Here is a 25066-nt window from a genome sequence, read left to right as displayed (position 1 = left end):
TGCTCCTGATCATGGCCTGCTCGTCTAGGCGCCGGCGCGGCCCAGTTCGTCCCCCGGTGTTCCCCAGCACGGCTCACGAGGACGGCAGCGTGAAGTACGCCTCTTCCTCCTGCGCGAAGTGCAAGGTGAGCACGGCATCCAGCCCGTAGAGCGTGGCACGCAGGTCGTCGACCTGGTCGGGCTGGATGCCGTCCGGCGCTTCGGCGAGGTGCCGCTGCAGCCGGCGGGCGAGCCGGCCGATCTCGGCGTGCTCGCGGCTCATCGTCACCGTGCCCTCCGGCCCGCCCAGCGCCGGCGCCAGTGCCGGGTACAGCTCGGTTTCCTCGGACTGCTCGTGCGGCAGCAGCTGTTCGGCCAGCAGCCGGGCCGCCGTGCGGACGGCGTCGTCCGCGGCCGCGGACGCACCGCCGGCCAGTGCGTCCGCCGCCTGCCGGACCGCGAGCCGCGCCGGCACCAGGTGTTCGTGCTCGGCCTCGAACCGCCGCACCAGCTCGGCGGGCGCCGGCCCGCCCGGCTTCGCGCCGCCGAGGGCACGCAACGCGTTCAGGATCACCGCGACGTCGATGGCCTCCTGCACCAGGGCTCCGGCGACCGGCACCAGGAAACCCCCGGCCGCGGCGAGCATCGCCACCAGCGACAGCAGCGTCCCGGCCACGGCGCTCTGCACGGCGACCCGGCGCGAGCGGCGGGCGATCTCGGCGGCGTCGGCGAGCCGGTCGAGGCGGTCGTCGAGGATCACCGCGTCGGCGGCCTGCGCCGCCGCGGTCGCGCCCCGCGAGCCGAGTGCGACACCGACGTCCGCGGCGGCCAGCGCGGGCGCGTCGTTGACGCCGTCGCCGGTCATCACCGTCACCCCGCGCGCCTTCGCGGCTTCCACCTCGCGCACCTTTTCCGCGGGCGTCACCTCGGCGTGGACGTCGTCGAGACCGAGCAACGCCGCGACCTCGCGGGCGTTGTCGACCCGATCGCCGGTGAGTAGCCGGATCTCGCGGATGCCGGCCGCGCGCAGGCGACGCATCGTCCGGGCCGCGTCGGACCGGATCGGATCCTTGGCCAGCAGCGCGGCGACGGGCTCACCGTCGAACTCGACCCACAGCACCGAAGCGAGATCAAGCCGGCCGCGGCGGGCGGCGCCGCGCGCCCAGGCCGGAAACCCGACCCCGGTCGGACGGCCGATCCGGACCACCCGGCCGCGCACCCGGCCCTCGACCCCGGATCCGGGTTCCTCGGTGACGTCCTCCGCCGGTGCGGGGGTGAGCCCCGCCGAAGCCGCGGCACGCACGACCGCGGCGGCCAGCACGTGCGGCGAGTACTGCTCGACACCGGCGGCGTGCTCGAGGACCTCGGCAACGTCGTGCCCCGGCGCGCAAACGACGTCGGTCACCTCGGGGCGGCCCCGGGTCACCGTGCCGGTCTTGTCCATCAGCAGCACCGCGGCCCGGCCGAGAGCCTCGAGCGCGGCACCGTCCTTGACGACCACACCGGCTCTGGACGCCCGCGACATTCCGCCGGTCACGGCGATCGGGACCGCCAGCAGGAGGGGGCACGGTGTCGCGGTCACCAGCACCGCCACCGCCCGGCCGGACTCGCCCGTCACCGCCCAGGCCAGCGCGGCGATCAGCAGGGACGCGGGGAGGAACCAGAGCGCGACGCGGTCGGCGATCCGGGCCACCCGGGCGGTGCGCGCCGCGGCCTGTTCGGCGAGCCGCACGACGCCGGCGTAGGCGCTGTCCGCCGCGGCCGCGCTCGCCCGCACGTCGACGGCGGCGCCGGCGTTCACCACTCCACTGTGGACGGTGTCGTTCGCGGGCCGGGCCACCGGTAGCGGCTCGCCGGTCAGCGCCGACTCGTCGAAGGTCCCGCCGGCCGGCAGCACGCCGTCCACCGGCACGACCTCGCCCGGCAGCACGACGATCAGCCGCCCCGGCCGCACGGCGTCGACCGGCACGGTCTCGTGGCCGGTCTCCGTGCGCACGTGCGCCACGCGCGGGGCCCGGTCGAGCAACGCGGTGAGGTTCCGGCTCGCCCGCCGTTGCGCCCCGGCTTCGAGGACCCGCCCGGTGGCGATCATCGCCGCGACGATCGCGCCGGCGAGGTACTCCCCCACCGCGAGGGTGGCCGCCAGCGCGAGCACCGCCAGCAGGTCCGCGCCCCAGCGCCGGGCCCGCAGGTCTGCCGCAACCCACACCAGGGCCGGAACGAGGGTGACGACGTCCGCCACCGCCCACACGACGTTCGCCACCGTCGGCGCGCCCAGCCACCACGCGGCGCCACCGGCCGCAACGAGCAGCACGACGAAGCCGAGCAGAGCGGCTTCCCGGTGCCTCGACGAACGCTCGTCAGCTCGCACGGAGTTTCTCCTCCTCGCCGGGTTGCCCTGCGGCCGCGGTGCTTTCCGCGTGGGCGAAGGGATCATTCGGGTGCGGCATGGTCCCTCCCGCCGGCCGGGGTGAGCCCCCAGGGTCGGCCCCGGCCTCCGCCCGGAAAAGGGCCTTAGGGCCTCGACCGGGTCACCTCCGCGAAGTCCTTCGGCCCTGGGGATCGGCGGCCCGTCGCGACGAGCATGGGGGCAGCCCGATCGAGGAGGAAGCGATGGACCACAACCTGCCCGACGCGTACACGGTGAGGGCGGCCATCGCACTGGCTGTGCGTGCTCCGTCCGTGCACAACAGCCAGCCCTGGGCTTGGCGGTTCACCGGCCGCACGGTCGAACTGCGCGCCGACCCGCATCGTCAGCTGCGCAATGCCGACCCCGACGGCCGCGACCTGCTGGTCAGCTGCGGCTGCGCCCTGCACCACTTCACGGTCGCCGCGGCGGCCATGGGCTGGGCCGCGCAGGTCCACCGGCTGCCGGATCCCGCCGAGCCGGAACTGCTGGCCCGGGTCACCCTGGTGCCGCACGAAACCCGGGACGGCGACATCGCACTGGCTGCCGCCATCCCGCGCCGCCGTTCGGATCGGCGCCGGTTCGCCGACCGGCCGCTGCTCGTGCGGGACGAGGTGTACCTGCGGAAGAGCGCCGCCGACCAGGACGCGGCGCTGCAGATCGTCGACGACGCACCGCGGCTGTCGGCCCTCACGAAGGCCGCCGCGGAGGCCGGCGGACTGCACCGGGCCGACCCCGGGTACACGATCGAACTGGCCGCTTGGAGCGGACGGCGCTACTCCCCGGACGGCGTACCCGCGCAGAACGCGGTGTCGGCGCGCACGGTGGGCCAGGAGCTGCGGGTCCGCGACTTCGCCGACGCCGGGCTGGTCGACGGCGAGGGCCACGACGGCGCCGTGCTGACGGTGCTGTCCACCGCGGGTGACACCCCGCTCGACCGCCTTCGCGCCGGGGAAGCCGCCAGCGCGGTCCTGCTGACCGCGACCCGGCTGAACCTCGTGTCGTGCGTGTACACCGAACCGTTCGAACTCACCAGCACCCGCGCCCTGGTCCGCGACTGCGTCCTGGCCGGCCGCGGCGAGCCCCAGCTCGTGGTGCGGGTCGGCTACCTCCCGGAGGGCGCGGCGCCACTCCCGGCGACACCACGCCGTCCGCTCGGCGAGGTCGTCCACCCACCGGCGCACCCCTACGGCGCCGGGCTTCCGGTGCCGGCACAGCTGCGCGGCCGCTAAGACCAGGAGTGGTGCACAAAAGGGTCTCCGTCCGAACCAGACGGAGACCCTTTTCGCACGCTCCTCAGGCGACGTCGTTCCAGACGTAGTCGAGGCGGTTGCGCACCTCGACCACGCCCGGCAGCTCCTGGATCAGCCGCGTCACCGGGTCGATGTCGCTGCGGCGCTCCACGCGGCCGCAGACGGTCACGATGCCGGCCCGCACCGCCACCCGCACCCGGTCGGGCCCGAGGTTGAGCTGCTCGCGCAGCACCTGGTCACTGATCTCCCGCTCGAGCTCGGCGTCACCGCGGGTGAAGACGCGCACGAGGTCGCGGCGGGACAGCACGCCCGCCACCTTTCCGTTGCGCAGCACGAACAACCGCCGGATGCCGTGGTGCGCGAACTCGGCCGCGGCGGCCGCGAACGTGGCGTCCGCGTTGATCGTGACGGCCGGGCTGGTCATCAGGTCCTCGGCGACGCACGCGGTAGCTTTGCGGGCCAGCAGACGGTCGCGCCACCGGGGCTTGCGGTCTTCCCACAGGTGCGGCAGCAGGTCGGCCTCCGAGACGACGCCGACGAGCGTGCCGGTCTTGTCGAGGACGCCGACCGCGCTGATCTCGTTTCCGGTGAGCAGTTCGGCGATGTCCTTGAAGGGGGTCTGGGTGGAGACGGTGATCGGGTCGGCGGTCATCACCGCGGACACCGTGCCGGCGTTCATGTTCACTGCTCCTTTTCGGTGCGGACGACCATGACCGGGCAGCTCGCGTGGTGCAGCAGGGCCTGGCTCGTCGAACCGAGCACCAGGCCGGTGAACCCACCGCGGCCGCGGCTGCCGACGACGACCAGCTGAGCGTCGTGGCTCGCGGACAGCAGCCGGGAGCGGGGCTTGTCGTGTTCGACGCGGCGCTCGACGTCGACGTCCGGGTACTTCTCCTGCCAGCCGGCGAGCCGCTGGGCCAGCAGCCGCCGGCCGGAGTCCTGCAGGCCTTCGCCCTGGAACGCGACGTTGCTGTCGCTGAACAGACCGGCGGTGTCACCGTCGTGCCAGGTGTACAGCGCGACGAGCGGGGCGTTGCGGAGCGAGGCTTCCTCGAACGCCCAAGCGATCGCGGCCTCGCTGAGCGGGCTGCCGTCGGCGCCCACGACCACCGGGCCGTCGACCGTCTCACGACCGCGCACGACGACCACCGGGCAGTGCGCCTTGGCGGCGAGGTCGACATCGGGCGAACCGCTGAACAGGCCCGCGAGCGCGCCGACCGGCTCGCCGGTGACGAGGAGCCGCGCCTTTTCCGAAACCTCCAGCAGGCCCGCGACGGGACCGCGGTCACTCGCCTCGGTGGCGACCTGCAGCCCCGGAACGGCGGCTTCGAGGGTGGCCCGGGTCTGCCGCAGCATCTGGTCGGCTTCCGCCTCCTTGACCGCGAGCCAGTCCGACGGCGGGTAGATCTTGCCGCCGAACGCGGCGTCTTCGTAGCCGTACGCGGTGAAGACGAGCAGGGACGCGTGCCGGCGGGCTGCTTCCCCGGCCGCCCACAACGCGGCCGCCGCGGCGGTTTCCGAGCCGTCGACGGCCACGACGATCGGCGGGTTTCCGGTTGCGCTCATGACGTGTTTCCTCCGGGTTCCGGTGCGCGGACCACGCATCCGACCCGAAGGTATGGCTCGGCGGCGGACCGGCGCTGCGGTCGTTCGTCCCCGCGCCCGAGGACCTTTGACCGCTCCGGCCCGCCCGGCCGGAAGCGCATCGTGAACTCGGGAGGTGTGCTGCGATGACGGAACCGCGCTGTGGGTGCACGGCCCGCGCGCGATGGCTGCCACCGCACTGGCACTGGGCCTGCCGCCTTCGTGCTCGGCACGGCGAAGTGGACCGGCGCGGCGAAGTGGCTCAGTGCCCCGCTCGGCACGGCCGCCCTGCTGTTCGCGGTCTGGACCCTCGTGACCGGCAGCGCCGGCACCCTGGCCGTGCTGGTCGGCTTGATTGCGGCGCTGTGGTTGATTTCGACCGTCCGGCACCTGCGGAGCGGCCGTGACCGTCCGGCTGGTCCCCGGCTCAGGGTCCCAGCAGCACGGCCGCGCCGTTCACCCGGTCCGCGGCCAGGTCCGTGAGCGCCTGCTCGGCCTGGTCCAGGGCATAGGGCACGGTGCTGACGCTCAGGTGGTGTTCGCCGGCGAAGGCCAGGAACTCCCTCGCGTCGGCCCGGGTGTTCGCCGTGACACTGCGTACCTGCCGTTCCTGGAACAGGTGCTGCTGGTAGCTCAGCGGCGGGACGTCCGACAGGTGGATGCCCGCGATGGCCAGCGTCCCGCCGCGGTCCAGCGCTTCCAGCGCGGGCAGCACCAGCTCCCCGGCCGGCGCGAACAGGATCGCCGAGTCCAGGGGCTCCGGCGGTGGCTCGGTGGCGCCCCCGGCTGACGCGGCGCCCAGCTCGAGCGCCAGCTCGCGGGCCTCGGCGCTGCGCGTCAGCACGTGGACGGTGGCACCGCGGGCGATGGCCACCTGTGCCGTCAGGTGGGCGCTGCCGCCGAAGCCGTAGATCCCCAGCCGGCCGCCCTCGGGCACTTCCGCCCGGGCCAGGGCGTGGTAGCCGATCAGCCCGGCGCACAGCAGCGGCGCGAATTCGCCGTCGGAGTAACCGCCGGGCAACGGCAGCGCGTACGCCGCCGGGACCACGGCGAACTCGGCGTACCCGCCGTCGGCGTCCCAGCCGGTGTAGCGCGACTCCGGGCACAGGTTCTCCCGGCCGCGCCGGCAGTACCGGCATCGCCCGCAGGTCCCGCGCAGCCAGGCGATGCCGACGCGGTCGCCGGTCGCGAAGCCCGTGACCGCGTCGCCGGTGGCGACCACCTCGCCCACGACCTCGTGCCCCGGCGTCACACCCGGCCGGTGCACCGGCAGGTCACCTTCCGCGACGTGCAGGTCCGTCCGGCACACGCCGCACACGAGCACCCGCACCAGCAACTCGCCGGCCGCGGGCCGGGGCACCGGCACCCGGCACCGGTCCAGGGGGCCCGAAGCCATCGGCCCGGGCCGGGTGACCCGCCACGCGGTCATCGTCGTCGACAGGTTCGTCATCGGTGACCTCCTCGGGCCCGGCGCCTCCCGCCAGGATGGCCGCTTCACCGGCACGCCGCGACCTCACGAAGTCCCGCGGAACCCGGTCGGAAGTCCTCACGACCGGGGACTTCCGGCCGCGGCGGAGTCCCGGCCGACGGACCTACGGTCGGTGCACGACAACTACGTCAGGAGCCGCCGATGCCCGCCTCAACCGGACTGCCGATCGTCGTCGGAGTGGACGGATCGGCCGAATCGCTCGACGCCGTCCGCTGGGCGGCGCGCGCCGCTCGCCGCCGCGGTGCGCCGCTGGAGATCGTGTACGCACTCGACTTCTCGGCCCTGCTCGCCGGCGGGGTCGTGCCGCCGCCCGAAGAGATGAAGGACGTGCTGCGCGTCCGCGGTCACCGGTATCTGCGCACCGCGGCGGAACTCGCGTCCGCGCAAGGCGTTCCGGCTGCCGCGACCCGGCTCGATCCCGATCGCGCCGCCTCGGCTCTCGTCGACGCGTCCAAGACGGCCGCGCTGGTCGTGGTGGGCGCTTCCGGCCGGGGCCGGCTCACCGAACTCCTCGCCGGGTCGGTGGCCTCGGCGGTCAGCGCGCACGCTCTGTGCGACACGGTGATCGTCCGTGGTGACACCTGGGACGAGGCCGAAAAGTCCGAGCGGCCCGTGCTCACCGGCATCGACGGCGGTGAAGCCAGCGGCGGCATTCTCGAAACCGCCCTCGACGAAGCCGCGGCCCGCCACGCCCCGCTCGTCGTCGTGCACGCGTGGGCCGACGACCCGCCACCGCACGAAGCCGACCACCCCGAGCACCACGAATCGGTGGCCGGCGCCGGCCACCGGCTGCTGGCCGAGCGGCTCGGCAAGCACAACACCGGCAAGGTCGAAATCGACCGGGTCGTCGTCCGGACCCACCCGCGTCGCGAGCTGATCGAGCGCAGCGGCGCCGCCCAGCTCGTCGTGCTCGGCGACCGCGGCCGCGGCGGCTTCCCCGGCCTGCTGCTCGGCTCGACCGGACAGGCCCTGCTGCACAACGCGGCCTGCCCGGTGTACCTCGTGCGAACCGCCTCCTGAGGAACCGAAAGTCCTCGTGCCCGCGGGCCTTCGACCCACCGGAACCGGTGTCCGTGGGCCCCGGGACCGGGGACGGTACGGCCCTCGTCCCCCGGCCCCGCCCGGCGGAGTCCGGGATCAGACGAAAGTGAGGCACCTCATGGACAGCCAGCACTCCCCCCGCGGATTCGCCCCGGCGACCACGGCCGAGCCCGAAGAACAGTCCGAAGAGGACGGTATAAAACGCACCACCTGCCGGACGCACCGCCGCTGGCTGCACGACTGCGTCGCCTCGCCCCTGCACGTCGTGATCATCACCGGCACCAGCTGGTGCCGCGCCTGCCGCGCCAGCCTGGCCGCGGCCTCGGACCACTGAGCCCGATCGTGACGCGCAGCCGGCTGTACCGCAGTGGCGTCCTCGAGCGGACGGACTTCCCCGCTTCCGAGGCCGCGCACCACCTCGCCGACCCGTCGGTGACACTCTGGCTGGACCTCGACACCCCGGCTCCGCAGGACCTCGCGGAGCTCGCCACCGCACTCGGGCTGCACCCGCTGGCGGTGGCCTCCGTGCTCGACGACGACCACCAGCGGCCCAAGCTCGTCCACTACGACCGGCACTCGTTCCTCGCCGCCTACGCCGTCCGCGTGAACTCCGCCGACGGCGAGCTGACGGCCTCCGAACTCGACGCGTTCGTCACCGATCGGGTGCTGATCACCGTGCACCGCAACAACACCGCCGACATCGACGCCCTCACCGCGCGCTGGGACAGCACGCCCGAGCTGGCCAAGAGCGGCGCCGGGTACCTGCTGCACGGCCTGCTCGACCACCTCGTCGACGGGCACCTCGACGCCGTCCAGGTGCTGGACGAACGGATCGAAGAGCTCGAGGACCTGGTCTTCGCCGACCACGTCGACCCCACGGACCTGCAGCGCCGGTCCCTGCGGCTGCGCAAGAGCCTCAGCCGGCTGCGGCACCTGGCCGTCCCGATGCGGGAGATCGTCGGCTCCCTGATGCGCCGGGAGATGCGCTCGGTCGACGACTCGCTGTTGCCGTATTTCCAGGACGTCCACGACCACGTCCTGCGCGTGACCGAGTGGACGGAGTCGCTGCGCGACCTGATCACGACGATCCGCGAGACGCAGCTGACCATCCAGGGCAACCGGCTCAACACGATCATGAAGAAGGTCACCAGCTGGGCGGCGATCATCGCGGTGCCGACGGCGATCACCGGCTTCTACGGCCAGAACCTCCCCTACCCCGGCTTCGCCCAGGCGTCCGGCGTGTGGGTGTCGACGCTCGCCATCCTGGTCATCTCCACAACCCTGTACGTCCTGTTCAAACGCCGCGACTGGCTCTGAGCGCTTTCGGCCCCGAGTGCCGGCGGAAAGAAAAACACCGGTCACCGCCGGAAAACGTGGACGGCAACCCGGGCCGAACGGCCCTGATTCCCCGCTGCCGACAGTGAATAGGCTGCGGTCAGTTCGACACCGCCCGAGTGCCGGCCGCCGGTCATCGGCGCGTGAAGGGCGTCCTGCCGAGCCCCGGCCCGGCCGACATCGCCGTCTACCACCAAGAGGTTCAGCATGCCCAGCAGACCCGTGACCCTCGCGCGCACCCACCTCCCGAAGGTGGTGCGCCGGGCGAGGCGCGCGGCTTCGGGAGCTGAAAAACTCCTTCAGCGCGCACTCACGACCGCCGGTGCCCGGCAGTCCGAGGCACGGATCGCCGCCGACGCCCAGGACTACTGGCACCGGCCCGCGGACGCGACGTGGCGGGGCAACTCGCACTGGCGGGACGCTCCGGTGTTCGGCGACAGCGACCTGTGGGACCGCGTGGGAGCCGGGCACCTCGCGATGTTCGACGCCGGAGCCCGCATGTGCGGCTTCGACCGGCCGTGGGACCGCGTGCTCGAGTGGGGCTGCGGCGGCGGCGCCAACGCCGTCCACTTCGCCCCTCGCGCCGGGGAATTCGTCGGCGTCGACATCTCCCCCGAGACCCTCGTCGAATGCGAGACACAGGTCGGCGCGGTGTGCGACACCCCGGTCCGGTCCATCACGATCGACGTGGCGGACCCCGAAGCCGCCGTTCCGCAGATCGGCGGCCGGTGCGACGTCTACCTGTCCTTCTACGTCTTCGAACTCATCCCCACCCCGGAATACGGTGAACGCCTGCTGCGCATCGCCCACGAGGTCCTGGCGCCGGGCGGGCTGGCCCTGATCCAGGTCAAGTACTCGGACGGCCGGTGGCGCACGCGGTCCCGCCGCCGCGCCTACCGCCGGGGGCTCGCCGAGATGACCACCTACCCGATCGACGAGTTCTGGCGGCTCGCCCAGCGGTGCGGCTTCGCCCCCCAGGCCGTCCACCTCGTTCCCCGCAACGAGCTCGACGAGCGTTACGCCTACTTCTTCCTCCTCCGGGAACCGGACGGGGAAAACTCCGCCCCCGCGGCGGGCTGACGACGGCGGTCACCGTCGACCGCCTTCCCGGTCCGGGCCGGTCCCCCGCCGGGCCGCCACCCGGCGCCAGAACAGCTTGTCCGCCTCCACCACGGCGAATGCCACCACGGCCGCTCCCAGCCACCCACAGCCAGGACACCGCCCCCACCGGCGGTGTGGAACCACGTCGAGCTGCGCGGCGACGTCGGGCACCGGCAGCGCGTGGAACGCGTGGGTGTCCGCCACGGTTTCGGAGTTCACTCTGCTGTCGCCAGGCTTTGGTCGTCAGGAACCGGTGCGGCGCAGCGCCGCACCGAGGGCCGCGCCCCACGCTTCGGCGCGGGCCGGCTCGCCGGGCTCCGGGCCGACGTCGACCGGTTCGGTGCCGACGAAGAAGCTCTCGGCGGGCGCCGCCAGACGGCCTCCCAGCCGGGACAGCCGCTTCGCGACGCCGAGCGAGGCGGCGCCGGTGAACACGCGCGGCTTGTCGATCCGGGTGTCGAAGGCCGCGACGGCGAGCCCGTGCGGGAGCGGCCCGAGGGAGGCCAGCCATTCGCGGATCCCGGTCTTCGACCGCATCGGGTAGGTCACCTGGTCCGCGGCCGACTGACGGGTCGTGGCGCGGGTCATGCCGTGCACGTGGGTGGGGCCGCCGACGACCAGCAGGTCGACGCCGGTGAGATCGATGGGCGCGTCGTCGACGTTCACCACCTCGGCCCCGGCCGACACGGCCATGCCGTCCGCGATGGCGCGGGCGAACTTCTCGGTCGCGCCGAACATCGACTCGAAGACGATGACGATACGCATGTGCCCACTCCTCAGTTTTCGAGCCGGACCGGTTTGCGGGTCAGCTCTTCGATGTCCCCGGTGGCGCACTCGAACAGGTTGTGCGCCAGGTCGCTCAGCCCGTGTAGCCGACGGCGTCCGCGCCGAGCCGGACGGCTTCAGCACCAACGGCAGCTCACCCGCGTAGTCCCGGTAGAACTTCTCGGCCAGGCCGATCTGGATCGCGATCCGTTGAAGCCGCTCTCGAGCGCGAGCAGGAAGAACGCGGTGCCGTTGCGCAGGCCGTGTTCGTGGAGGATGCAGTGCAGGCGCGCCTTCTTCCCGGTGTTCAGCCCGAGTTCGGCCAGCGGCGGACGGTGGACCACGACGGCCTCCGGGATTCGCGGATTTCTTGGTGTGCCCAGCACATCGCGCGACGGCCCCGGCCGCAGCAGCCGAACGCCACCGGCTCCCGAGGCGGCCGTCCGGAACTCCGGTGACCAAGGACCCTAGCGACCCGGGGCCGCCCCGCCGTCAGACTTGGCGGACCACGATCCCACCTGGAGGCCGCCCGTGAACGTCGACGAACTGCTCACCAAGGCCAAGAACGGGCTGGAGACCAAGATGGTCTTCGGCGAGCCGTACGAGACCGATGGCGTCACGGTGATCGTGGCCGCCGCGGTCGGCACCGGCGGCGGAGGCGGCGACAGCCGCGACGAGAAGGGCCGCTCGGGGGAAGGCGGCGGCTTCGGCCTGTCGGCGAAACCGGTCGGCGCGTACGTCATCAAGGACGGCAAGCTCCGCTGGGAACCGGCGGTCGACGTCAACCGGCTGCTGGCCACCGTCGGCGCGATCGTGGTGGCAGCGCTCTTCGCGGCCACGCGGCTGGCGAAGCTGAAGTACCGGGCGCAGCCGGCTGACGATTCCTGACGATTCCTGCGCTCTCCGGTCGAAAATTCCCGACGGAAATATTTCCTCGCCACATTCCCACGCCGAGTTTCCCGGTTATCGAAACTTGACGGACGGCGCCGGGACTTCGAATTTCGGTTTCCCGGTTACCATCGTCTCCAGAGCTCGTTTCCGAGGAGATTCAGCGATGTCGGACAGACCGTTTCCGGATCCCGTCACGCCGCAGCCGGAGGTCGCGGCCCTCCGCCGTGAGCGCAATCGCTGGCTGCGCCGGGAAGCGAACCTGGTCTTGGGCCACGACAAAGCGGATCAGGCCGCGGCCCAGCAGGCCCGGACCGCGCACCTCGTGCTCACCTACGCCCTGGCGGTCATCGAGCAGCGGCCCGCGGACGTCGGCTCGTTCGCCGACCTCACGCGGGAATGCCGGGGCGGGAACTGAGGTTCCCTCCGGCACGACATCATTCGAGACCGGGACGGCCAGCGGGTAAAACGACTTCGGTTTTGGGTTCGGCATCGTGCGACCACCGGTTTTACCTTTCGCTAACTCTCTGCTGGCACAACGAAAACCTGCCGCACGGGCATGATGACGGCCATGCCCCACCGCGTCCTGCTCGCCGACGACGACCGCGCGATCCGCGAGTCCCTCGTCCGCGCCCTCGATCTGGAGGGCTACCGCGTCACCGAGGTGACCGACGGCGTGAGCGCACTGGCCACCGCCCGCCGCGACGACTTCGACGTGCTGATCCTCGACGTGCTGATGCCCGGTGTCGACGGCCTCGGCGTGTGCCGGGTGCTGCGCGCCGAAGGCGACCAGACGCCGATCCTCATGCTTACCGCCCGGGTCGAAACCCCCGACCGGGTCGCCGGGCTGGACGCGGGAGCCGACGACTACCTGCCGAAGCCGTTCGAGCTCGACGAACTCCTCGCCCGGCTGCGCGCGTTGCTGCGCCGCACCTTCGCCGACCTCGGGGCGGCGACCCAGCGGACACTCCGCCTCGGCGAGCTCGCGGTCGACCCGGCGGGCCGCCGCGTGTGGTGGCAGGGCACCGAGATCACGTTGTCGAAGACCGAGTTCGACCTGCTGGAACTGCTGGTGCGCAACGCCGGGATCGTGCTCGACCGCACCACGATCTACCAGCGCATCTGGGGTTACGAGTTCGGCTCCGAGTCGAAGAACCTCGCCGTCTACATCGGCTACCTGCGGCGCAAGCTGGAGCAGGCCGGCGCGGCGGAGCTGATCCACACCGTGCGCGGCGTGGGCTACTCGGTGCGGCCGGCGTGAACCTGCGCAGCAAGCTCTCGATCGCGTTCGCCGGTGTCGGCGCGGCGGCAGCGATCCTCGTCGGAGTGTTCAGCTACCAGGCCGCCTCCCAGCGGATCAACGCCGAACTCGACCGGTCCCTGCTGACGACGTCGGCCGAGGTCGCGGCCGGGGCGACGCAGGTGCTCGCCCCGAGCCCGGTCACCCGCGGCCCGGACGACGACGACCACGACGAGGCCCAGCCGATGGTGGCCCAGGCGATCGCCCCGGACGGCACGGCACGCCCGATCGGCGGCCGGCCGGTGCACCTGTCCGTCGACGACGCCGACCGGACGCTGGCCGGCACCGGCGCCCTCGGTGACCACCGCTACCGGGACTTCACCGCCGGCCGCGACGACTACCGGGTGATCACCGTGGCGCTCGGCCCCGGCCGTGGCGCGATCCAGCTCGGTGTCGACGTCGACGAGTCCCGGCACGTCCTGAGCGAGCTGGCCGCCCGCATCACCGGTGTCAGCGCGCTCGTCCTCGTCGGGGCGGCCCTGGCCGGCTGGCTGCTGGCCCGGCAGATCACCCGCAGGCTGGTCCGGCTGACCCAGGCGGCCGAACAGGTCGGCGACGGCCGGCTCGCCGGCGTGGCGGTCCCGGTCGGCGGCCGCGACGAGGTCGGCCGGCTCGCGACGTCGTTCGACCGGATGCTCGGCCGGCTCGCCGACTCCCGCGCCGACCAGGAGCGGCTCGTCCAGGACGCCGCCCACGAGCTGCGGACCCCGTTGACCAGCCTGCGCACCAACGCCAGCGTCCTGCGCCGCTTCGCCGAGCTGACCCCCGACGCCCGGGTCCGGCTGCTCGACGACGTCGACGGCGAAGCCCGCGAGCTGACGCACCTGATCGACGAGCTCGTCGAACTCGCCACCCGGCGCTACGAGGCCGAAGAACCGACGCCGGTCGAACTGGGTGACGTGGCCGAGCACGCCGCCGACCGCGTCCGGCGCCGGTCGGGCCGCGCGATCACCGTCGAGGCCGACGCGTCCGCCCTGACCGGCCAGCCGAAGGCACTCGAGCGCGCGGTGTCCAACCTGCTGGAGAACGCCGTGAAGTTCGCCCCGGAAGGGCCGATCGAGGTCGTCGTGCGGGACGGCCGGGTCCAGGTGCTCGACCGCGGACCGGGCATCGGCGACGAGGACGCGGCCCGGGTGTTCGACCGGTTCCACCGCGCGGACGGCGCCCGGGGCCTGCCCGGATCCGGGCTGGGCCTCGCCATCGTGCGGGAAATCGCGCTCGCCCACGGTGGCTCGGTGTTCGCCGGGCCGCGCCCCCGCGGCGGTGCGGTGGTGGGGTTCACCGTCGGCGCCGATCTTCTCTTACCGATTTCTCACCCTGGTCACGTCGACGGCTAACCGGGCTCCGGAAGGGTTGAGCCGAAGCGATCACCACGAGGAGCCCGATGTCCACCACTCTCGCCGTCCGCCGCGTCGCGCGGCCCGCGGTCCGCGCGTGGTGGCGGGACGCCGCCGGCCTGACCGCGTGGCTGAGCGTGCTGTTCGTGGTCGCCTTGTGGGTGTCGGGCCGCGGCCTGCAGGACCTCGCCTCCCCCGCCGGGTTCCTCACCTCGGCCGGGCGGCTCACCGGGCTGGTGTCGGCCGACCTCCTGCTGCTGCAGGTGCTGCTGATGGCGCGGATTCCCTGGGTCGAGCGCAGTTACGGGCAGGACGAACTGGCCCGCCGGCACCGGCTGGCCGGGTTCACCTCGATCACGCTGCTGGCCGCGCACCTCGTGTTCATCACCCTCGGCTACGCCGCGACCGACCGCTCCGGCGTCCTGGGCGAGGCCTGGGCGCTGGTGACGACCTACCCGGGCCTGCTCCTGGCGACCGCCGGGACGGCCGCGCTGGGCATGGTCGTGGTGACGTCGGTCCGCGCGGCCCGGCGGCGGCTGCGCTACGAGTCCTGGCACCTGCTGCACCTCTACGCCTACCTCGGCGCCGGCCTCGCGCTGCCGCACCAGCTGTGGACCGGCGCCGATTTCACCGCCTCGCCCGTCGCGACCGTCTTCTGGTGGGGCGCCTACGCCGCGGCCGCGGGTGCGGTGCTGGTGTTCCGGCTCGGGCTGCCGGTGTGGCTCAACGTGCGGCACCGCCTCGTCGTCGACCAGGTGGTCCGGGAGGGCCCGGGCGTCGTCTCGGTGTACCTGACCGGCCGGCGGCTCGAGCGGCTGCCCGTGGCGGCGGGCCAGTTCTTCGTCTGGCGGTTCCGGTCCGGCCCGGGCTGGACACGGGGCAAGCCGTTCTCCCTGTCGGCGGCACCGGACGGGCGCCGGCTCCGCATCACGGCCAAGGACCTCGGGCCGGGAAGCCGCCGGCTCGCCACCCTCCGCCCCGGCACCCCCGCGCTCTTCGAGGGCCCCTACGGCACGCTCACCGAAACCGTCCGAAAAGGACCGAAGCTGGCGATGTTCGCCTCCGGCATCGGGATCACGCCTCTGCGCGCGCTGCTGGAGGAACTGCCCTACCGACCGGGCGGAGCCGTGCTGTTCCTCCGCGCCGCGAGGCAGACGGACCTGCTGTTCCGCGCCGAGCTCGAGGACTTGGCGGCACGGCGCGGAGTCCGGATCCACCACCTGCTCGGCCGCCGCGCCCGTGAGCGTTCGTCCTGGCTGCCGGCGGGGTACGCGCCGGTGCCGGACGACGTGGTGCTGCGCCACCTGGTGCCCGACATCGCCGACCACGACGTCTACGTCTGCGGCCCGGACGCCTGGACCGAAGCGGTGCTCGACAGCGCACGCCACGCGGGCGTCCCCACCGCTCGCATCCATTCCGAGCGGTTCGGCTGGTAGGAAAGGACTTCCGATGCGCAGGATCGCGATCACCTTCGCGGCGACCGTCTCGGTCGTGGTGCTGCTGTTCAGCTATCGCACCAGCACGGACGAGACCCCGGTCGCCACCGGACGCCCCCTCGGCGGCAGCGGCACGCAGCCGACTCGCACGACGAGCCCGGCCACACCCGCCGCACCGGGCTCCAGCGGTGGGGACGGCACGTTCACCGGCGACGCCGCCGACACCCGTTACGGCCCCGTGCAGGTCCGGATCACCGTCAGCGGCGGCAAGATCACCGACGCGCAGGCCATCGAGTACCCCCAGGAAAGCGGCCGGGACGTCCGGATCAACTCCGCCGCCGTGCCGGCACTGAACCAGGAGGCGCTGCAGGCCCAGAGCGCGCAGATCGACACCGTCAGCGGTGCGACCTACACCTCCGAGGGTTACCAGCAGTCCCTGCAGTCCGCGATCGACGCGGCCCACGGATGACCGCGTCCCGGCAACGCCGAGCCTGGACGCGCGCCGTCATGGGCACCCAGGTCAGCCTCCACCTGCGCGGGCACCGCGTGGACACCGATCCGGCCGTCGAGCCGGCCGTGGCCGCGGTGTTCGGGCACCTGCGCACCGCCGACGAGCTGTTCAGCACCTACCGGCCGGACAGCCAGGTCAGCGCGATCCGCCGCGGGGAACTCCCCCACGACCGCCGGCACCCCTGGGTCACCGAAGTCGTAGCGCTGTGCGAAGAAGCCCGGGAACGGACCGACGGCTACTTCGACCCGTGGCGGCTCCCCGGCGGCTTCGACCCGTCCGGGCTGGTGAAGGGCTGGGCAGCCGAGAACGCCGCAACCCATCTCGCGCGGCTGCGCGGCTACGACCACTACCTCAACGCCGGCGGCGACATCACCGCCTGCGCCCGCACCGCCCGGGCGCCGGCGTGGCGCGTCGGTGTCGAAGACCCCGCCGACCCGGCCGCCTTCCTCGCCATCCTCGAACTGCGCACCGGTGGTCTCGCGACGTCCGGCTCGGCCGCCCGCGGCGCGCACATCGTCGACCCGCACACCGGCCGGCACGCCGGCGACCTGCTGTCGGTGACGGTCACCGGCCCGACGCTGCTGTGGGCCGACGTCTTCGCCACAGCGGCGTTCGCCCGCGGCGGCGACGCCGGCCGCTGGGTCGCCGCCCGCGCACCCGGCTACGAAGTCGCCGCGCTCGCCCGCGCCCCCTGAGGCAGCCGCCTCGACGACCGCCCCGCCCACACTCCACAAAGGACAGCATGACCACCGTCAACGGCCTGCCCGCCCACATCCTGCTCGTGCACGCGATCGTCGTCCTGCTCCCGCTGGCTGCGCTGCTTCTGGTGCTCAGCGCGCTCTGGCCCGCCGCCCGGGCCAAGCTCGCCGGACCGAACGCGATCCTGTCCGTGCTCGTCCTGGCCCTGGTCCCGGTCACCACCGAAGCCGGCGAGTGGCTCGAACGCCGCGTCGCCCGGACCCCGCTGGTGCGCACCCACACCGAGCTCGGCGACACCGCCCTCTACGTCGCGCTCCCCGTCGCCGTCCTCGCCGTCCTGGTGTGGTGGCGGCGCCGCGAGAGTCTTCGGAGCCAAGCGGCCGACGTCGCGAGCACCGGATCGACCGCGGTCGCCACCCGCCGCCGGACCTTCCTCGCCCCCGCGTCGACCACGGTGACCGTGGTGCTCTCGGTGCTGGCGGTCCTGGCGGCGGGCGCGACGTTCTACGACATCTACCGCATCGGCGACTCCGGGGCGCAAGCGAGCTGGCAAGGCCAGTTCAGCTCGGCGCCGGCGCCGCACACCCCGAACGGCTGATCCCGCGCGGCCCGGCGGGCGGACGTCACCGCCGCCGGGCCGCGCCGCGGGCACGCAGTGCTTTGTGGACGGTGTCCGCGAGCCACACCGCCGGGACCGAGACCAGCGCCCACAGCCATCCCGACAGCCCGGGCAACGCGCCGCCGAGCAGCGCGGGCAGCGGCGGCACGAGCAGGAACGCCGCCAGCATCGCCGCTTCGAACAAGATCGCGTAGACGAGCAGCGGGTTGCCGCCGAAGCCCACCCGGCCGATCCAGCGGGACTCGCTGCGGCAGGCGAAAGCGTTGGCGAGCTGGCCCAGCACGATCGCGGCGAACGCCGTGCCCGAGGCGATCGCCAGCAACGGCCCGTCGGGCACCGCCCCGAACTTCCAGCCGCCGCCGAGCAGGACCGCCAGGAACGCCAGCATCGCCGCCACCGCCTCCGCCGGGCCGAGGACGCCGAACGCCCGGCGCACCACCCTCCCGTCGATGAGGTTGCCGCCGTGCGCGGGTCCCGACATCGTGCGGCGGTTGGGCGGCTCGGCGCCGAGCGCGAGCGCCGGCAGCAGGTCCGTGCCGATGTCGAGGGCGAGGACCTGCAGCACGGTGATCGCCAGCGGGATCTGCCCGCCGGAGAGCGCCCACACCACGAACGGCGTGAGCTCGGCGACGTTGTCGGTCAGGTGGTAGGTGAGGAACCGGCGGATGTTGGCGAACGTGGCGCGCCCGAGCTCGATCGCCGACACGATCGTGCCGAAGTGGTCGTCCAGCAGCACCAGGTCGGCAGCCTCGCGCGCGACGTCGCTGCCGGAGGCGCCCATCGCGATCCCGATGTCGGCCGTCCGCAGCGCGGGGCCGTCGTTCACCCCGTCCCCGGTCATGGCCACGACATGGCCGCGCTCCTGCAGCACCCGGGCGATCCGGAGCTTCTCCTCCGGCGCGACGCGGGCGACGACGACCCCGTCGGCATCGAGCAGCTCGCCCAGTTCCTCGTCCGACGCGGGCAGGTCCTTGCCTTCGACGACCAGCCGGTGCTCGCCGAGCAGCCCGACCTCCGCGGCGATCGCGGCGGCCGTGCCGGGGTGGTCCCCGGTGATCATGGCCAGCTTGATCCCGGCCTGCCGGCACGCCGCGATGGCCGCGCCGACGTCCGGCCGCGGCGGATCCTGCAGGCCGACGAGCCCCAGCAGTTCCAGCTCCTGCTCTTCCACTTCGGTGCCGTCGGCGGGCCGCGCGTCACGGCGCCGGGCCACCGCGAGCACGCGGAGGCCGCGTCCGCTCATCACCGTGACGGCCGCGCCGGCTGCGCCGTTCTGTCCCGGGCACAGGGGCAGGACCGTGTCCGGCGCGCCCGTCACGTGCAGACCGTCGCTGTCGACCAGCGACGACCGCCGGCGGTGCGGGTCGAACGGGTACCGGGCGGTCGGCTCGGGCGGCGCCGGGACTGCCGCCCGCACGGCGAGCACGTGCAGCGCGACCTCCATCGGATCACCGACCGGAAGCCAGTTCCCGGCTTTCGCCAGGGCATGCGCGTCCGGCGAACACCGCGCCGCGCTGTCGGCGAGCACGGCGGCGGCCGCGACGGCATCGGCGGACCCGGCCAGCTCGCCGGTGGGCGCGTAGCCCTCGCCGGTCACCTCGACGGAGCCCGCCGGGGTCCACACCCGCACGACCGACATCTCGTTGCGCGTCAACGTGCCGGTCTTGTCCGTGCAGATGAAGGTGGTCGCCCCCAGCGTCTCCACCGCCTCCAGCCGGCGGACGAGCGCGTGCCGTCCCGCCATCTTCTGGGCGGCGCGGGCCAGCGACAGCGTGACGGTCGGCAGCAGGCCCTCGGGAACCAGGGCCACGGTGACGCCGATCGCGAACAGCAGGCTGTCGGTGCTCGACCGCCCGAGGCCGAGCGCGGCGAGGAAGAACACGACGCCGACGGCGACCGCGATCATCGCCACGACCCGCACGACGCGGTGCAGCTGCGCGGCCAGCGGACTGCGCGGGCGGACCGCGCTCGCGGTGATCTCGGAAATCCCCGCGAGCCGGGTGCGCGCACCGGTCGCCGTGACGACCGCGGCGCCGTGGCCTTCGGTCACATACGTGCCCGCGTACACGGGCTTGCCCTCCTCCGGACGGACGGGCTTGCTCTCGCCGGTGAGCATCGACTCGTCGACCGACAGGCGCCCGCTCTCCAGGAGCGTGGCGTCCGCGCACACCCGGTCACCGGCTTCGAACAGCACCAGGTCACCGGCCACGAGCTCGCCGGCGTCGATGACGACCGCGCTGCCGTCGCGGCGCACGGTGGCCCGGACGGGCAGCAGGTCCCGCAACCGCTCGGCGGCCCGGTCGGCGCGGTACTCCTGGGCGAAGGAGAACGCGCCGTTGAGGAGCACGACGACCCCGATCGCGATGGCCAGCGCGGGCATGCCCGCGAGCAGCGCGAGGCCCGCGGCGGCCCACAGCATGAGGGCGAAGAAGTGCACCATCTGGCCCACCAGCACGAACACCGGGTTGCGCCGGTGCGGAGCCGGCAGCGTGTTGGGCCCGTCACGGCGCAACGCCAGTGCGGCTTCCGCGGTCGTGAGACCGGAGGCCCGGCCCACCGTCTGTGCGCTCGCCACGCCGTACCCCCGTGCCCGTTCGGAGAACCACCGGGCCGATCCCGGTTCACGGTGGATGGTCCGCTCCGGCGGGTCGGCGCGGGAGGGCGTAAAGCATCAGGAAGCAGGGTCCAACGGCCCGAACCCGACACGAGTGCGCTTCCGGCTCGGTCTCCCGAAGCGCCCCGCGCCCGCTCGTCGTGGGCACAACTACCCGGGCGGCCGGGAAGATCGGCCCGTCCGGACTTGCCCTTCTCCTCTGCCGGCCCCCTCCGCCCAGGCGCACCATCAAGAGCGGAGAGGGCCTCCGGCTCCTTCCTCCGGAAAGGAGGCTGAAATGCGCTTCGCCCACACCACCCGGCACCTCGGCCCCACCAGAGAGGGCGGGTTTCCCGCCGGCCTGCACGTACGCGCGCACGGCGGCCAGTTCACCGGGCGGACCGGAGTCGTCGTCGACCGCACCCCCGACCTGCGGCCCGGTTCGATCTGGGTCGAGTTCAGCCCCGGCCACCCGCATCTGGTGCCCGGCTACCGGCTCGACGTCGCGGAGGAGCAGGCCTGTCCGCGACGGCGGCCCCGGTGACCAAATGCCCTGGACGGAACCAGGACGGACCGGCATCGTGGAAAGGCGATCGGTTCGGAAGCACGGTGACCGACAGGGGATCAAATGCCCGGCATCACACAGCTGACCGCGGAGGAGCGGCGCCGCGCCGTCCGCGTGGTGGACCGGCACGCGCACGACGGGCACGACGAGGCCGAGCTGCTGGCGATGCTCGGCTTGGACCAAGCCGAAGCCACACCGCCGGCCCCGCGCCGCCCGCACGGCGCGTTGTCGGCCGCCGAGCTGGTCGAACTGCTCGCACCGTTCGCCAAGGAACGCAGCGGAAATGATCCGCTGATCCGCTGCTGACCGAGTTCCCGGCCATCGGGGCTGGTCGAATCAGCTCGGCTCGCTTGCCGGCAGAACGGGCAACTGAGCGGAGAAGTGCACGGTGGACCCGACCGGCAGCCGGTCGCGGTCACGACACCCTCCGGGGTTGCGGCTTCAGGTCGTCACAGGCGAGCGGGGATTCCCGGCGCAGGCGCGTTGTGGCCGCCGCCGCGAGGACGAACACCGCGGCGTCGTAGACCATCGCCGCGTCCATCGCGCCCGCGGCGTAGACGACGCCGGCAAGAGCGACCCCCAGTGTGCCGCCGAGCTGCTGCGCGGTCGGCAGCAGACCCGACACGGAACTGGCCACCGCCACCGGAACCCGGTTCAGCACCAGGGAAAAGGCCGACGCGGTGAAGAGCCCGAAGGCGAAACCCCCCGCGCCCAGCACCACCCACGACACCGGCGCCGGGGCACCCAGCGCCGGGACGACGAGCAGCGACACGACGGCGAGCCCGCCGGACGCCACCGCGAGTGCCCGGGGCCCGTACCGCCGTGCCGCGGCCTCGGCCACCCCGCTGCCCAGCAACGCGCCGACCGCGTAAGGCGCGATCGTCAGCGCGGTCCACAACGGACCGCGATGCAGCTCCCCCTGCAGGTAAAGGGAAAGCAGCAAGGTGAACGACGGGATCCCGGCGTTGAACACCAGCACCGCTCCGATCCCCCAACGGGTCGTACGCGCCGCAACGGCCTCCGGGCGCACCAGCGGGTACCGCACCAACCGCTGCGACACGGCGAAGGCGGCCAGCACGCCCAGCCCGGCGACGAGGCTGACCCACGTCCACCAGGGCCAGCCGGCGTCCTGGCCGAGCGTGAGCGGCAGCACCAGCAGGACGAGGCCGGTCAGCGACAACGCGGCCCCGGCCGGGTCGACCCGGCTTGAACCCACCGGTCCCCGGCCGTCCGGGAGGGTCCGGAAGAGCACCAGGGCGAGGAGGCCGACCGGCGCCGGCAGCGCGAGGGCCAGCCGCCAGCCGGCGCCGAACGGGTCGAGGGCCAGCAGGACGCCGCTGAACACCGGCCCGGCGAGCGAGGCGACCGCCATCGTCGCCCCGTACCGGCCCAGCACCCGGGCCCGCCGGTCGTCCGGCACGGCGGTCCGGATCATCGAGAGGATCTGCGGGGCGACCAGCCCGCTGCCAAGCCCCTGCACGAGCCGGGCGGCGACGAGCGTCCCGGCGTCCGGCGCGACCGCCCCGGCCACCGAGGCCAGCGTGAACACCGCCGTGCCCGCGACGAACAGCCGCCGGTAACCGAACCGGTCGCCGAGCCGCGCCGCGGTGATCAGCGCGCAGGCGTAGGTCAGGGTGTAGCCGGCGAGGGTGAGCTGTCCGACGCCCGGGCCGGCGTCGAGGTCGTGCCGGATGACGGGCACCGCCAGCTGCATGATGGTGACGCTCATCAGCTGGACGAAGGTGCCGGACAGCAGCACGAACTGCGCGACGGGCCTCATGCCGGCTTCGCGATGCGGTCGAGCAGTTCGGCGAGCTCACCCGGCCGGGTCAGGAACGGGGAGTGCCCGCCGGGCAGGGAATACACCGCAAACGGCGTGTCCGGCGCCGCCCGGTCCGCTTCGGCGATCATCAGGTCCTGGGTGGCCGACGGCAGCGCGAGGTCGTCGGTCAGCCGGATGTAACTGCGCGGCACCCGTCCCCACCGCGCCGCGGTGACCCGGAACTCCCCTGCCAGCGACGCCACTGGCTCGTCCGGGTGCAGGGTGAGGCGCCAGCCCGGCCGGTCCGCGGGCCAGTCGCCGAGGAAAGACCGCCGGATCGTCTCGATCTCGCCGTCGTCGGGTGAGAGCGGGTTGATGCGGAACGCGCCGATGGTCTCGTGGTCGCCGGCGCGGGGCACCTGGACGGCACCCGCGTTCTCCGGCGCTTCGACGTACTCGCCGAACCGGGGGCGGCCGGCAGGCACGAAGGCCGACAGGTACACGAGGTGGTCGGCCAGCTCCGGGTGCCGTTCGACCGCGGCCGACGCCGGGCCGCCGCCCGCGCTGTGCGCGACGAGGACCACTCGCTCGCACCCGCGGCGCACCTCGGCGAGGTCGGCCACCAGGGCGTCGACGAGCTGTTCGGCGGTGAGGCCGGCGAGGCTCGAGCGCTCGGTGGCCAGGCCGGGCTGCCCGGGCCGCAGGTAGCCCGACGGCAGGGGCGCGGTGACGCCGTGGCCGGGCAGGTCGACGGCGACGCCGGGCACGCCCCGCGCCGCGAGGGCGCGCTGGGTGGCGGCCCAGTGGAGCGAGGAGTGCCAGGCTCCATGGACGAACACGACGGTGGTGCGCTGGTTCATGACAACCTTCCGGGGGATCAGCAGGACACCGTCCAGCCCACCGCACCCGAAGAGCGTCATCCACGTTCATATCTCGACCATGGCTCCGTCATACTTTTCACGTATGGTCCGGGGATGGAAGCGCGTCATCTCCGGTACGCCCTCGCCCTGGCCGACCACCAGCACTTCGGCCGCGCCGCCGCGTCCCTCGGCATCGCCCAGCCACCGCTGTCCGCGCAGATCGCCGCGGTCGAGCGCGAGGTGGGCGAGCGGTTGTTCGACCGCACGTCACGCGGCGTGTTCCCGACCGCCGCCGGCGCCGCGTTCCTGGCCCGGGCCCGGCGGGCGCTGGACGAGATGACGGCGGCCAGAGTCGAAGCCGGCCGGGCCGCGCGCGGGGAAACCGGGCTGCTGCGGATGGGCTTCATCGGCTCGGCCCTGCTCGACCCGCTGCCGGGCGTGCTGGGCCGATTCCGCAAGAACCGCCCGGACGTCCGGCTCGACCTGCGCGAAATGAGCAGCCCGCAGGCGGCCGCGGCCCTGGTCGCCGGCGACCTCGACGTCGCGGTCGGCCGCGGTAACCCGCGCGGCGCGGGCGCCGAGAACCTGGTCACGGTCCCGATCGGCGCCGACCACCTCGTCGCCGTCGTCGGGACCGCGCACCCGTTCGCGGGACACGCGGAGATCCGGCTCGAGCAGCTGGCGGCCGAACACCTGATCATGTCGGCCCCCGAGCAGGAACCCGCGGTGGCCGCCCACCTGCGCACGCTGTTCGGCCCCGACGCGACGGTGCTGGACGCCGCCACGACGTCCCGGGACGTCCACACGATCATCGGCCTGGCGGCCTGCGGCGTCGGTGTCGGTGTCGGCCCGGCCCGGATGCGGCTGGTCACCCGCAAAGACATCTCGTTCTGCGACATCGCTCCCCGGTTCCGCCTCCCGGACCTGCAGATGTCCTTCCGCGCGGCAGAGAGCTCACCGGTGCTCGCCGCGTTCCTGGACGTCGTCCGCGCGAACTGTTCCGAAGTCGGCTCGCGCCTGGACGACGTCCTCGCCCGGCACCCGGCCGCGACGCACGAGGTCAGCTGATGCTGTCGATCACCGGCACGAGCCTGCGGAGCAGGGCGACGAGCTGCTTGCGCTCGGCGGGCGAAAACGCCTCGAACGCTTCCGCCTGACGACCACGCCGGCCGGCCAGGAGCCGCGCCAGCCGCTCGTGTCCCTGCGGGGTCAACGTCACCAGGACCTTGCGCTCGTCTTCGGGTGACCGCCGGCGCACCACCACGCCGGCGCTTTCCAGCTGCTGGAGCATCCGGGTGGCGGTGGGGATGGACACGTCGGCGGCCGCGGCAAGCCGGCCGACCGGGAGCTCCGGCTCATCGACCAACGGCTCGAGCAGCGTGACCTGCGGCAGCGACAGCCCGGCGTCCCGGTCCGCGCCGGCCGACCGGGCCTTGCGCATGGCGAAGAACACGGCGTCGGCCGCCTGCACCAGCTCGTCGATCTCCGCGGCGCTCAGTGGCTTGTTGCCCGTCGTCATACGAGTTAGCCTAGCAAAGCAAT

General features: G+C 73.4%; 26 protein-coding genes. 16 read left to right on the top strand and 10 right to left on the bottom strand.

The annotated features are described in order from the left end of the window. Window positions 1-73: 73 nt before the first annotated feature. A complete protein-coding gene (locus tag ACIA5G_RS30750; protein WP_395929445.1) occupies window positions 74-2416 on the bottom strand; it encodes a heavy metal translocating P-type ATPase in 2343 nt (780 codons plus the stop codon). Between the two features lie 176 nt (window positions 2417-2592). Here ACIA5G_RS30750 and ACIA5G_RS30745 point away from each other — a divergent pair, with 176 nt between their 5' ends. Next, a complete protein-coding gene (locus ACIA5G_RS30745) occupies window positions 2593-3618 on the top strand; it encodes an Acg family FMN-binding oxidoreductase (protein ID WP_395929443.1) in 1026 nt (341 codons plus the stop codon). Between the two features lie 64 nt (window positions 3619-3682). On the opposite strand, the gene ACIA5G_RS30740 is transcribed toward ACIA5G_RS30745, so the two are convergent. The 3 genes from ACIA5G_RS30740 to ACIA5G_RS30730 form a co-directional block, all read right to left on the bottom strand. After that, the gene (locus ACIA5G_RS30740; RefSeq protein WP_395929441.1) at window positions 3683-4318 is read right to left on the bottom strand and encodes a CBS domain-containing protein; all 636 of its coding nucleotides are present in this window, start codon (window positions 4316-4318) and stop codon (window positions 3683-3685) included. 2 nt (window positions 4319-4320) lie between these two features. After that, window positions 4321-5205, bottom strand: coding sequence for a universal stress protein (locus tag ACIA5G_RS30735; protein WP_395929439.1), 885 nt, complete (start codon window positions 5203-5205; stop codon window positions 4321-4323). A gap of 445 nt (window positions 5206-5650) precedes the next feature. Continuing rightward, window positions 5651-6652: a zinc-binding alcohol dehydrogenase family protein gene (locus tag ACIA5G_RS30730; protein ID WP_395930320.1), complete on the bottom strand. Its 1002-nt coding sequence runs from the start codon at window positions 6650-6652 to the stop codon at window positions 5651-5653. 201 nt (window positions 6653-6853) lie between these two features. On the opposite strand from ACIA5G_RS30730, the gene ACIA5G_RS30725 reads away from it, so the two are divergent. The 4 genes from ACIA5G_RS30725 to ACIA5G_RS30710 all read left to right on the top strand — a co-directional run bounded on the left by ACIA5G_RS30725 (window position 6854) and on the right by ACIA5G_RS30710 (window position 10168). Then, a complete protein-coding gene (locus ACIA5G_RS30725; protein ID WP_395929437.1) occupies window positions 6854-7732 on the top strand; it encodes a universal stress protein in 879 nt (292 codons plus the stop codon). A 139-nt stretch (window positions 7733-7871) separates the two neighbouring features. Next, the gene (locus tag ACIA5G_RS30720; protein WP_395929435.1) at window positions 7872-8087 is read left to right on the top strand and encodes a hypothetical protein; all 216 of its coding nucleotides are present in this window, start codon (window positions 7872-7874) and stop codon (window positions 8085-8087) included. Between the two features lie 8 nt (window positions 8088-8095). Continuing rightward, window positions 8096-9070, top strand: coding sequence for a magnesium transporter CorA family protein (locus ACIA5G_RS30715; RefSeq protein WP_395929433.1), 975 nt, complete (start codon window positions 8096-8098; stop codon window positions 9068-9070). Between the two features lie 225 nt (window positions 9071-9295). Then, window positions 9296-10168 carry a class I SAM-dependent methyltransferase gene (locus ACIA5G_RS30710; RefSeq protein WP_395929431.1) on the top strand — a complete coding sequence of 291 codons (873 nt, stop codon included), beginning with the start codon at window positions 9296-9298 and terminating at the stop codon, window positions 10166-10168. A 9-nt stretch (window positions 10169-10177) separates the two neighbouring features. Here the strand turns inward: ACIA5G_RS30710 and ACIA5G_RS30705 are convergent, their stop codons facing one another. Next, window positions 10178-10408, bottom strand: a complete 231-nt coding sequence (locus ACIA5G_RS30705) for a hypothetical protein (protein WP_395929429.1) — start codon at window positions 10406-10408, stop codon at window positions 10178-10180. Between the two features lie 24 nt (window positions 10409-10432). Beyond that, complete coding sequence (locus ACIA5G_RS30700) at window positions 10433-10954, bottom strand: flavodoxin family protein (RefSeq protein ID WP_395929427.1); 522 nt, start codon at window positions 10952-10954, stop codon at window positions 10433-10435. A 531-nt stretch (window positions 10955-11485) separates the two neighbouring features. On the opposite strand from ACIA5G_RS30700, the gene ACIA5G_RS30695 reads away from it, so the two are divergent. From ACIA5G_RS30695 to ACIA5G_RS30660, 8 genes are all read left to right on the top strand, one after another. Then, the gene (locus ACIA5G_RS30695) at window positions 11486-11842 is read left to right on the top strand and encodes a spore germination protein GerW family protein (protein ID WP_395929425.1); all 357 of its coding nucleotides are present in this window, start codon (window positions 11486-11488) and stop codon (window positions 11840-11842) included. A 166-nt stretch (window positions 11843-12008) separates the two neighbouring features. Next, a complete protein-coding gene (locus tag ACIA5G_RS30690; RefSeq protein ID WP_395929423.1) occupies window positions 12009-12260 on the top strand; it encodes a hypothetical protein in 252 nt (83 codons plus the stop codon). A gap of 144 nt (window positions 12261-12404) precedes the next feature. Beyond that, a complete protein-coding gene (locus tag ACIA5G_RS30685; protein WP_395929421.1) occupies window positions 12405-13103 on the top strand; it encodes a response regulator transcription factor in 699 nt (232 codons plus the stop codon). Beyond that, window positions 13100-14479, top strand: a complete 1380-nt coding sequence (locus tag ACIA5G_RS30680) for an ATP-binding protein (RefSeq protein ID WP_395929419.1) — start codon at window positions 13100-13102, stop codon at window positions 14477-14479. The genes ACIA5G_RS30685 and ACIA5G_RS30680 overlap by 4 nt, the downstream gene beginning before the upstream one ends. 47 nt (window positions 14480-14526) lie before the next feature. Next, window positions 14527-15915, top strand: coding sequence for a ferric reductase-like transmembrane domain-containing protein (locus ACIA5G_RS30675; protein WP_395929416.1), 1389 nt, complete (start codon window positions 14527-14529; stop codon window positions 15913-15915). A gap of 13 nt (window positions 15916-15928) precedes the next feature. Further along, window positions 15929-16384, top strand: a complete 456-nt coding sequence (locus ACIA5G_RS30670; RefSeq protein ID WP_395929414.1) for an FMN-binding protein — start codon at window positions 15929-15931, stop codon at window positions 16382-16384. Continuing rightward, on the top strand, window positions 16381-17121 hold the full coding sequence (locus ACIA5G_RS30665; RefSeq protein WP_395929412.1) for an FAD:protein FMN transferase: 741 nt from the start codon (window positions 16381-16383) through the stop codon (window positions 17119-17121). Before ACIA5G_RS30670 ends, ACIA5G_RS30665 begins: the two co-directional genes overlap by 4 nt. A 47-nt stretch (window positions 17122-17168) precedes the next feature. Further along, on the top strand, window positions 17169-17723 hold the full coding sequence (locus tag ACIA5G_RS30660; protein WP_395929409.1) for a hypothetical protein: 555 nt from the start codon (window positions 17169-17171) through the stop codon (window positions 17721-17723). A gap of 25 nt (window positions 17724-17748) precedes the next feature. Here the strand turns inward: ACIA5G_RS30660 and ACIA5G_RS30655 are convergent, their stop codons facing one another. Continuing rightward, window positions 17749-20319 carry a cation-translocating P-type ATPase gene (locus tag ACIA5G_RS30655; protein ID WP_395929407.1) on the bottom strand — a complete coding sequence of 857 codons (2571 nt, stop codon included), beginning with the start codon at window positions 20317-20319 and terminating at the stop codon, window positions 17749-17751. A gap of 316 nt (window positions 20320-20635) precedes the next feature. On the opposite strand from ACIA5G_RS30655, the gene ACIA5G_RS30650 reads away from it, so the two are divergent. Continuing rightward, window positions 20636-20881 (top strand): hypothetical protein, encoded by a 246-nt coding sequence (locus ACIA5G_RS30650; RefSeq protein ID WP_395929405.1) that lies wholly within the window; start codon window positions 20636-20638, stop codon window positions 20879-20881. A gap of 84 nt (window positions 20882-20965) precedes the next feature. Beyond that, on the top strand, window positions 20966-21208 hold the full coding sequence (locus ACIA5G_RS30645; RefSeq protein ID WP_395929403.1) for a hypothetical protein: 243 nt from the start codon (window positions 20966-20968) through the stop codon (window positions 21206-21208). A gap of 109 nt (window positions 21209-21317) precedes the next feature. On the opposite strand, the gene ACIA5G_RS30640 is transcribed toward ACIA5G_RS30645, so the two are convergent. After that, on the bottom strand, window positions 21318-22682 hold the full coding sequence (locus ACIA5G_RS30640) for an MFS transporter (protein WP_395929401.1): 1365 nt from the start codon (window positions 22680-22682) through the stop codon (window positions 21318-21320). Next, window positions 22679-23584, bottom strand: a complete 906-nt coding sequence (locus ACIA5G_RS30635; RefSeq protein WP_395929399.1) for an alpha/beta hydrolase — start codon at window positions 23582-23584, stop codon at window positions 22679-22681. The genes ACIA5G_RS30640 and ACIA5G_RS30635 overlap by 4 nt, the downstream gene beginning before the upstream one ends. A 54-nt stretch (window positions 23585-23638) precedes the next feature. Between ACIA5G_RS30635 and ACIA5G_RS30630 the strand changes: the two genes are divergently transcribed. After that, entirely contained in the window at window positions 23639-24592 is a 954-nt protein-coding gene (locus tag ACIA5G_RS30630) for a LysR family transcriptional regulator (protein ID WP_395929397.1), read from the top strand. On the opposite strand, the gene ACIA5G_RS30625 is transcribed toward ACIA5G_RS30630, so the two are convergent. After that, window positions 24585-25043 (bottom strand): MarR family winged helix-turn-helix transcriptional regulator, encoded by a 459-nt coding sequence (locus ACIA5G_RS30625; RefSeq protein ID WP_395929395.1) that lies wholly within the window; start codon window positions 25041-25043, stop codon window positions 24585-24587. The genes ACIA5G_RS30630 and ACIA5G_RS30625 overlap by 8 nt on opposite strands. Between the last annotated feature and the right edge of the window lie 23 nt (window positions 25044-25066).

This window comes from Amycolatopsis sp. NPDC051758, assembly GCF_044453095.1.
Taxonomy (GTDB): domain Bacteria; phylum Actinomycetota; class Actinomycetes; order Mycobacteriales; family Pseudonocardiaceae; genus Amycolatopsis.
The sequence above is the reverse complement of the archived record's forward strand: the minus strand, read 5'-3'. Positions and strand labels throughout refer to the sequence as shown.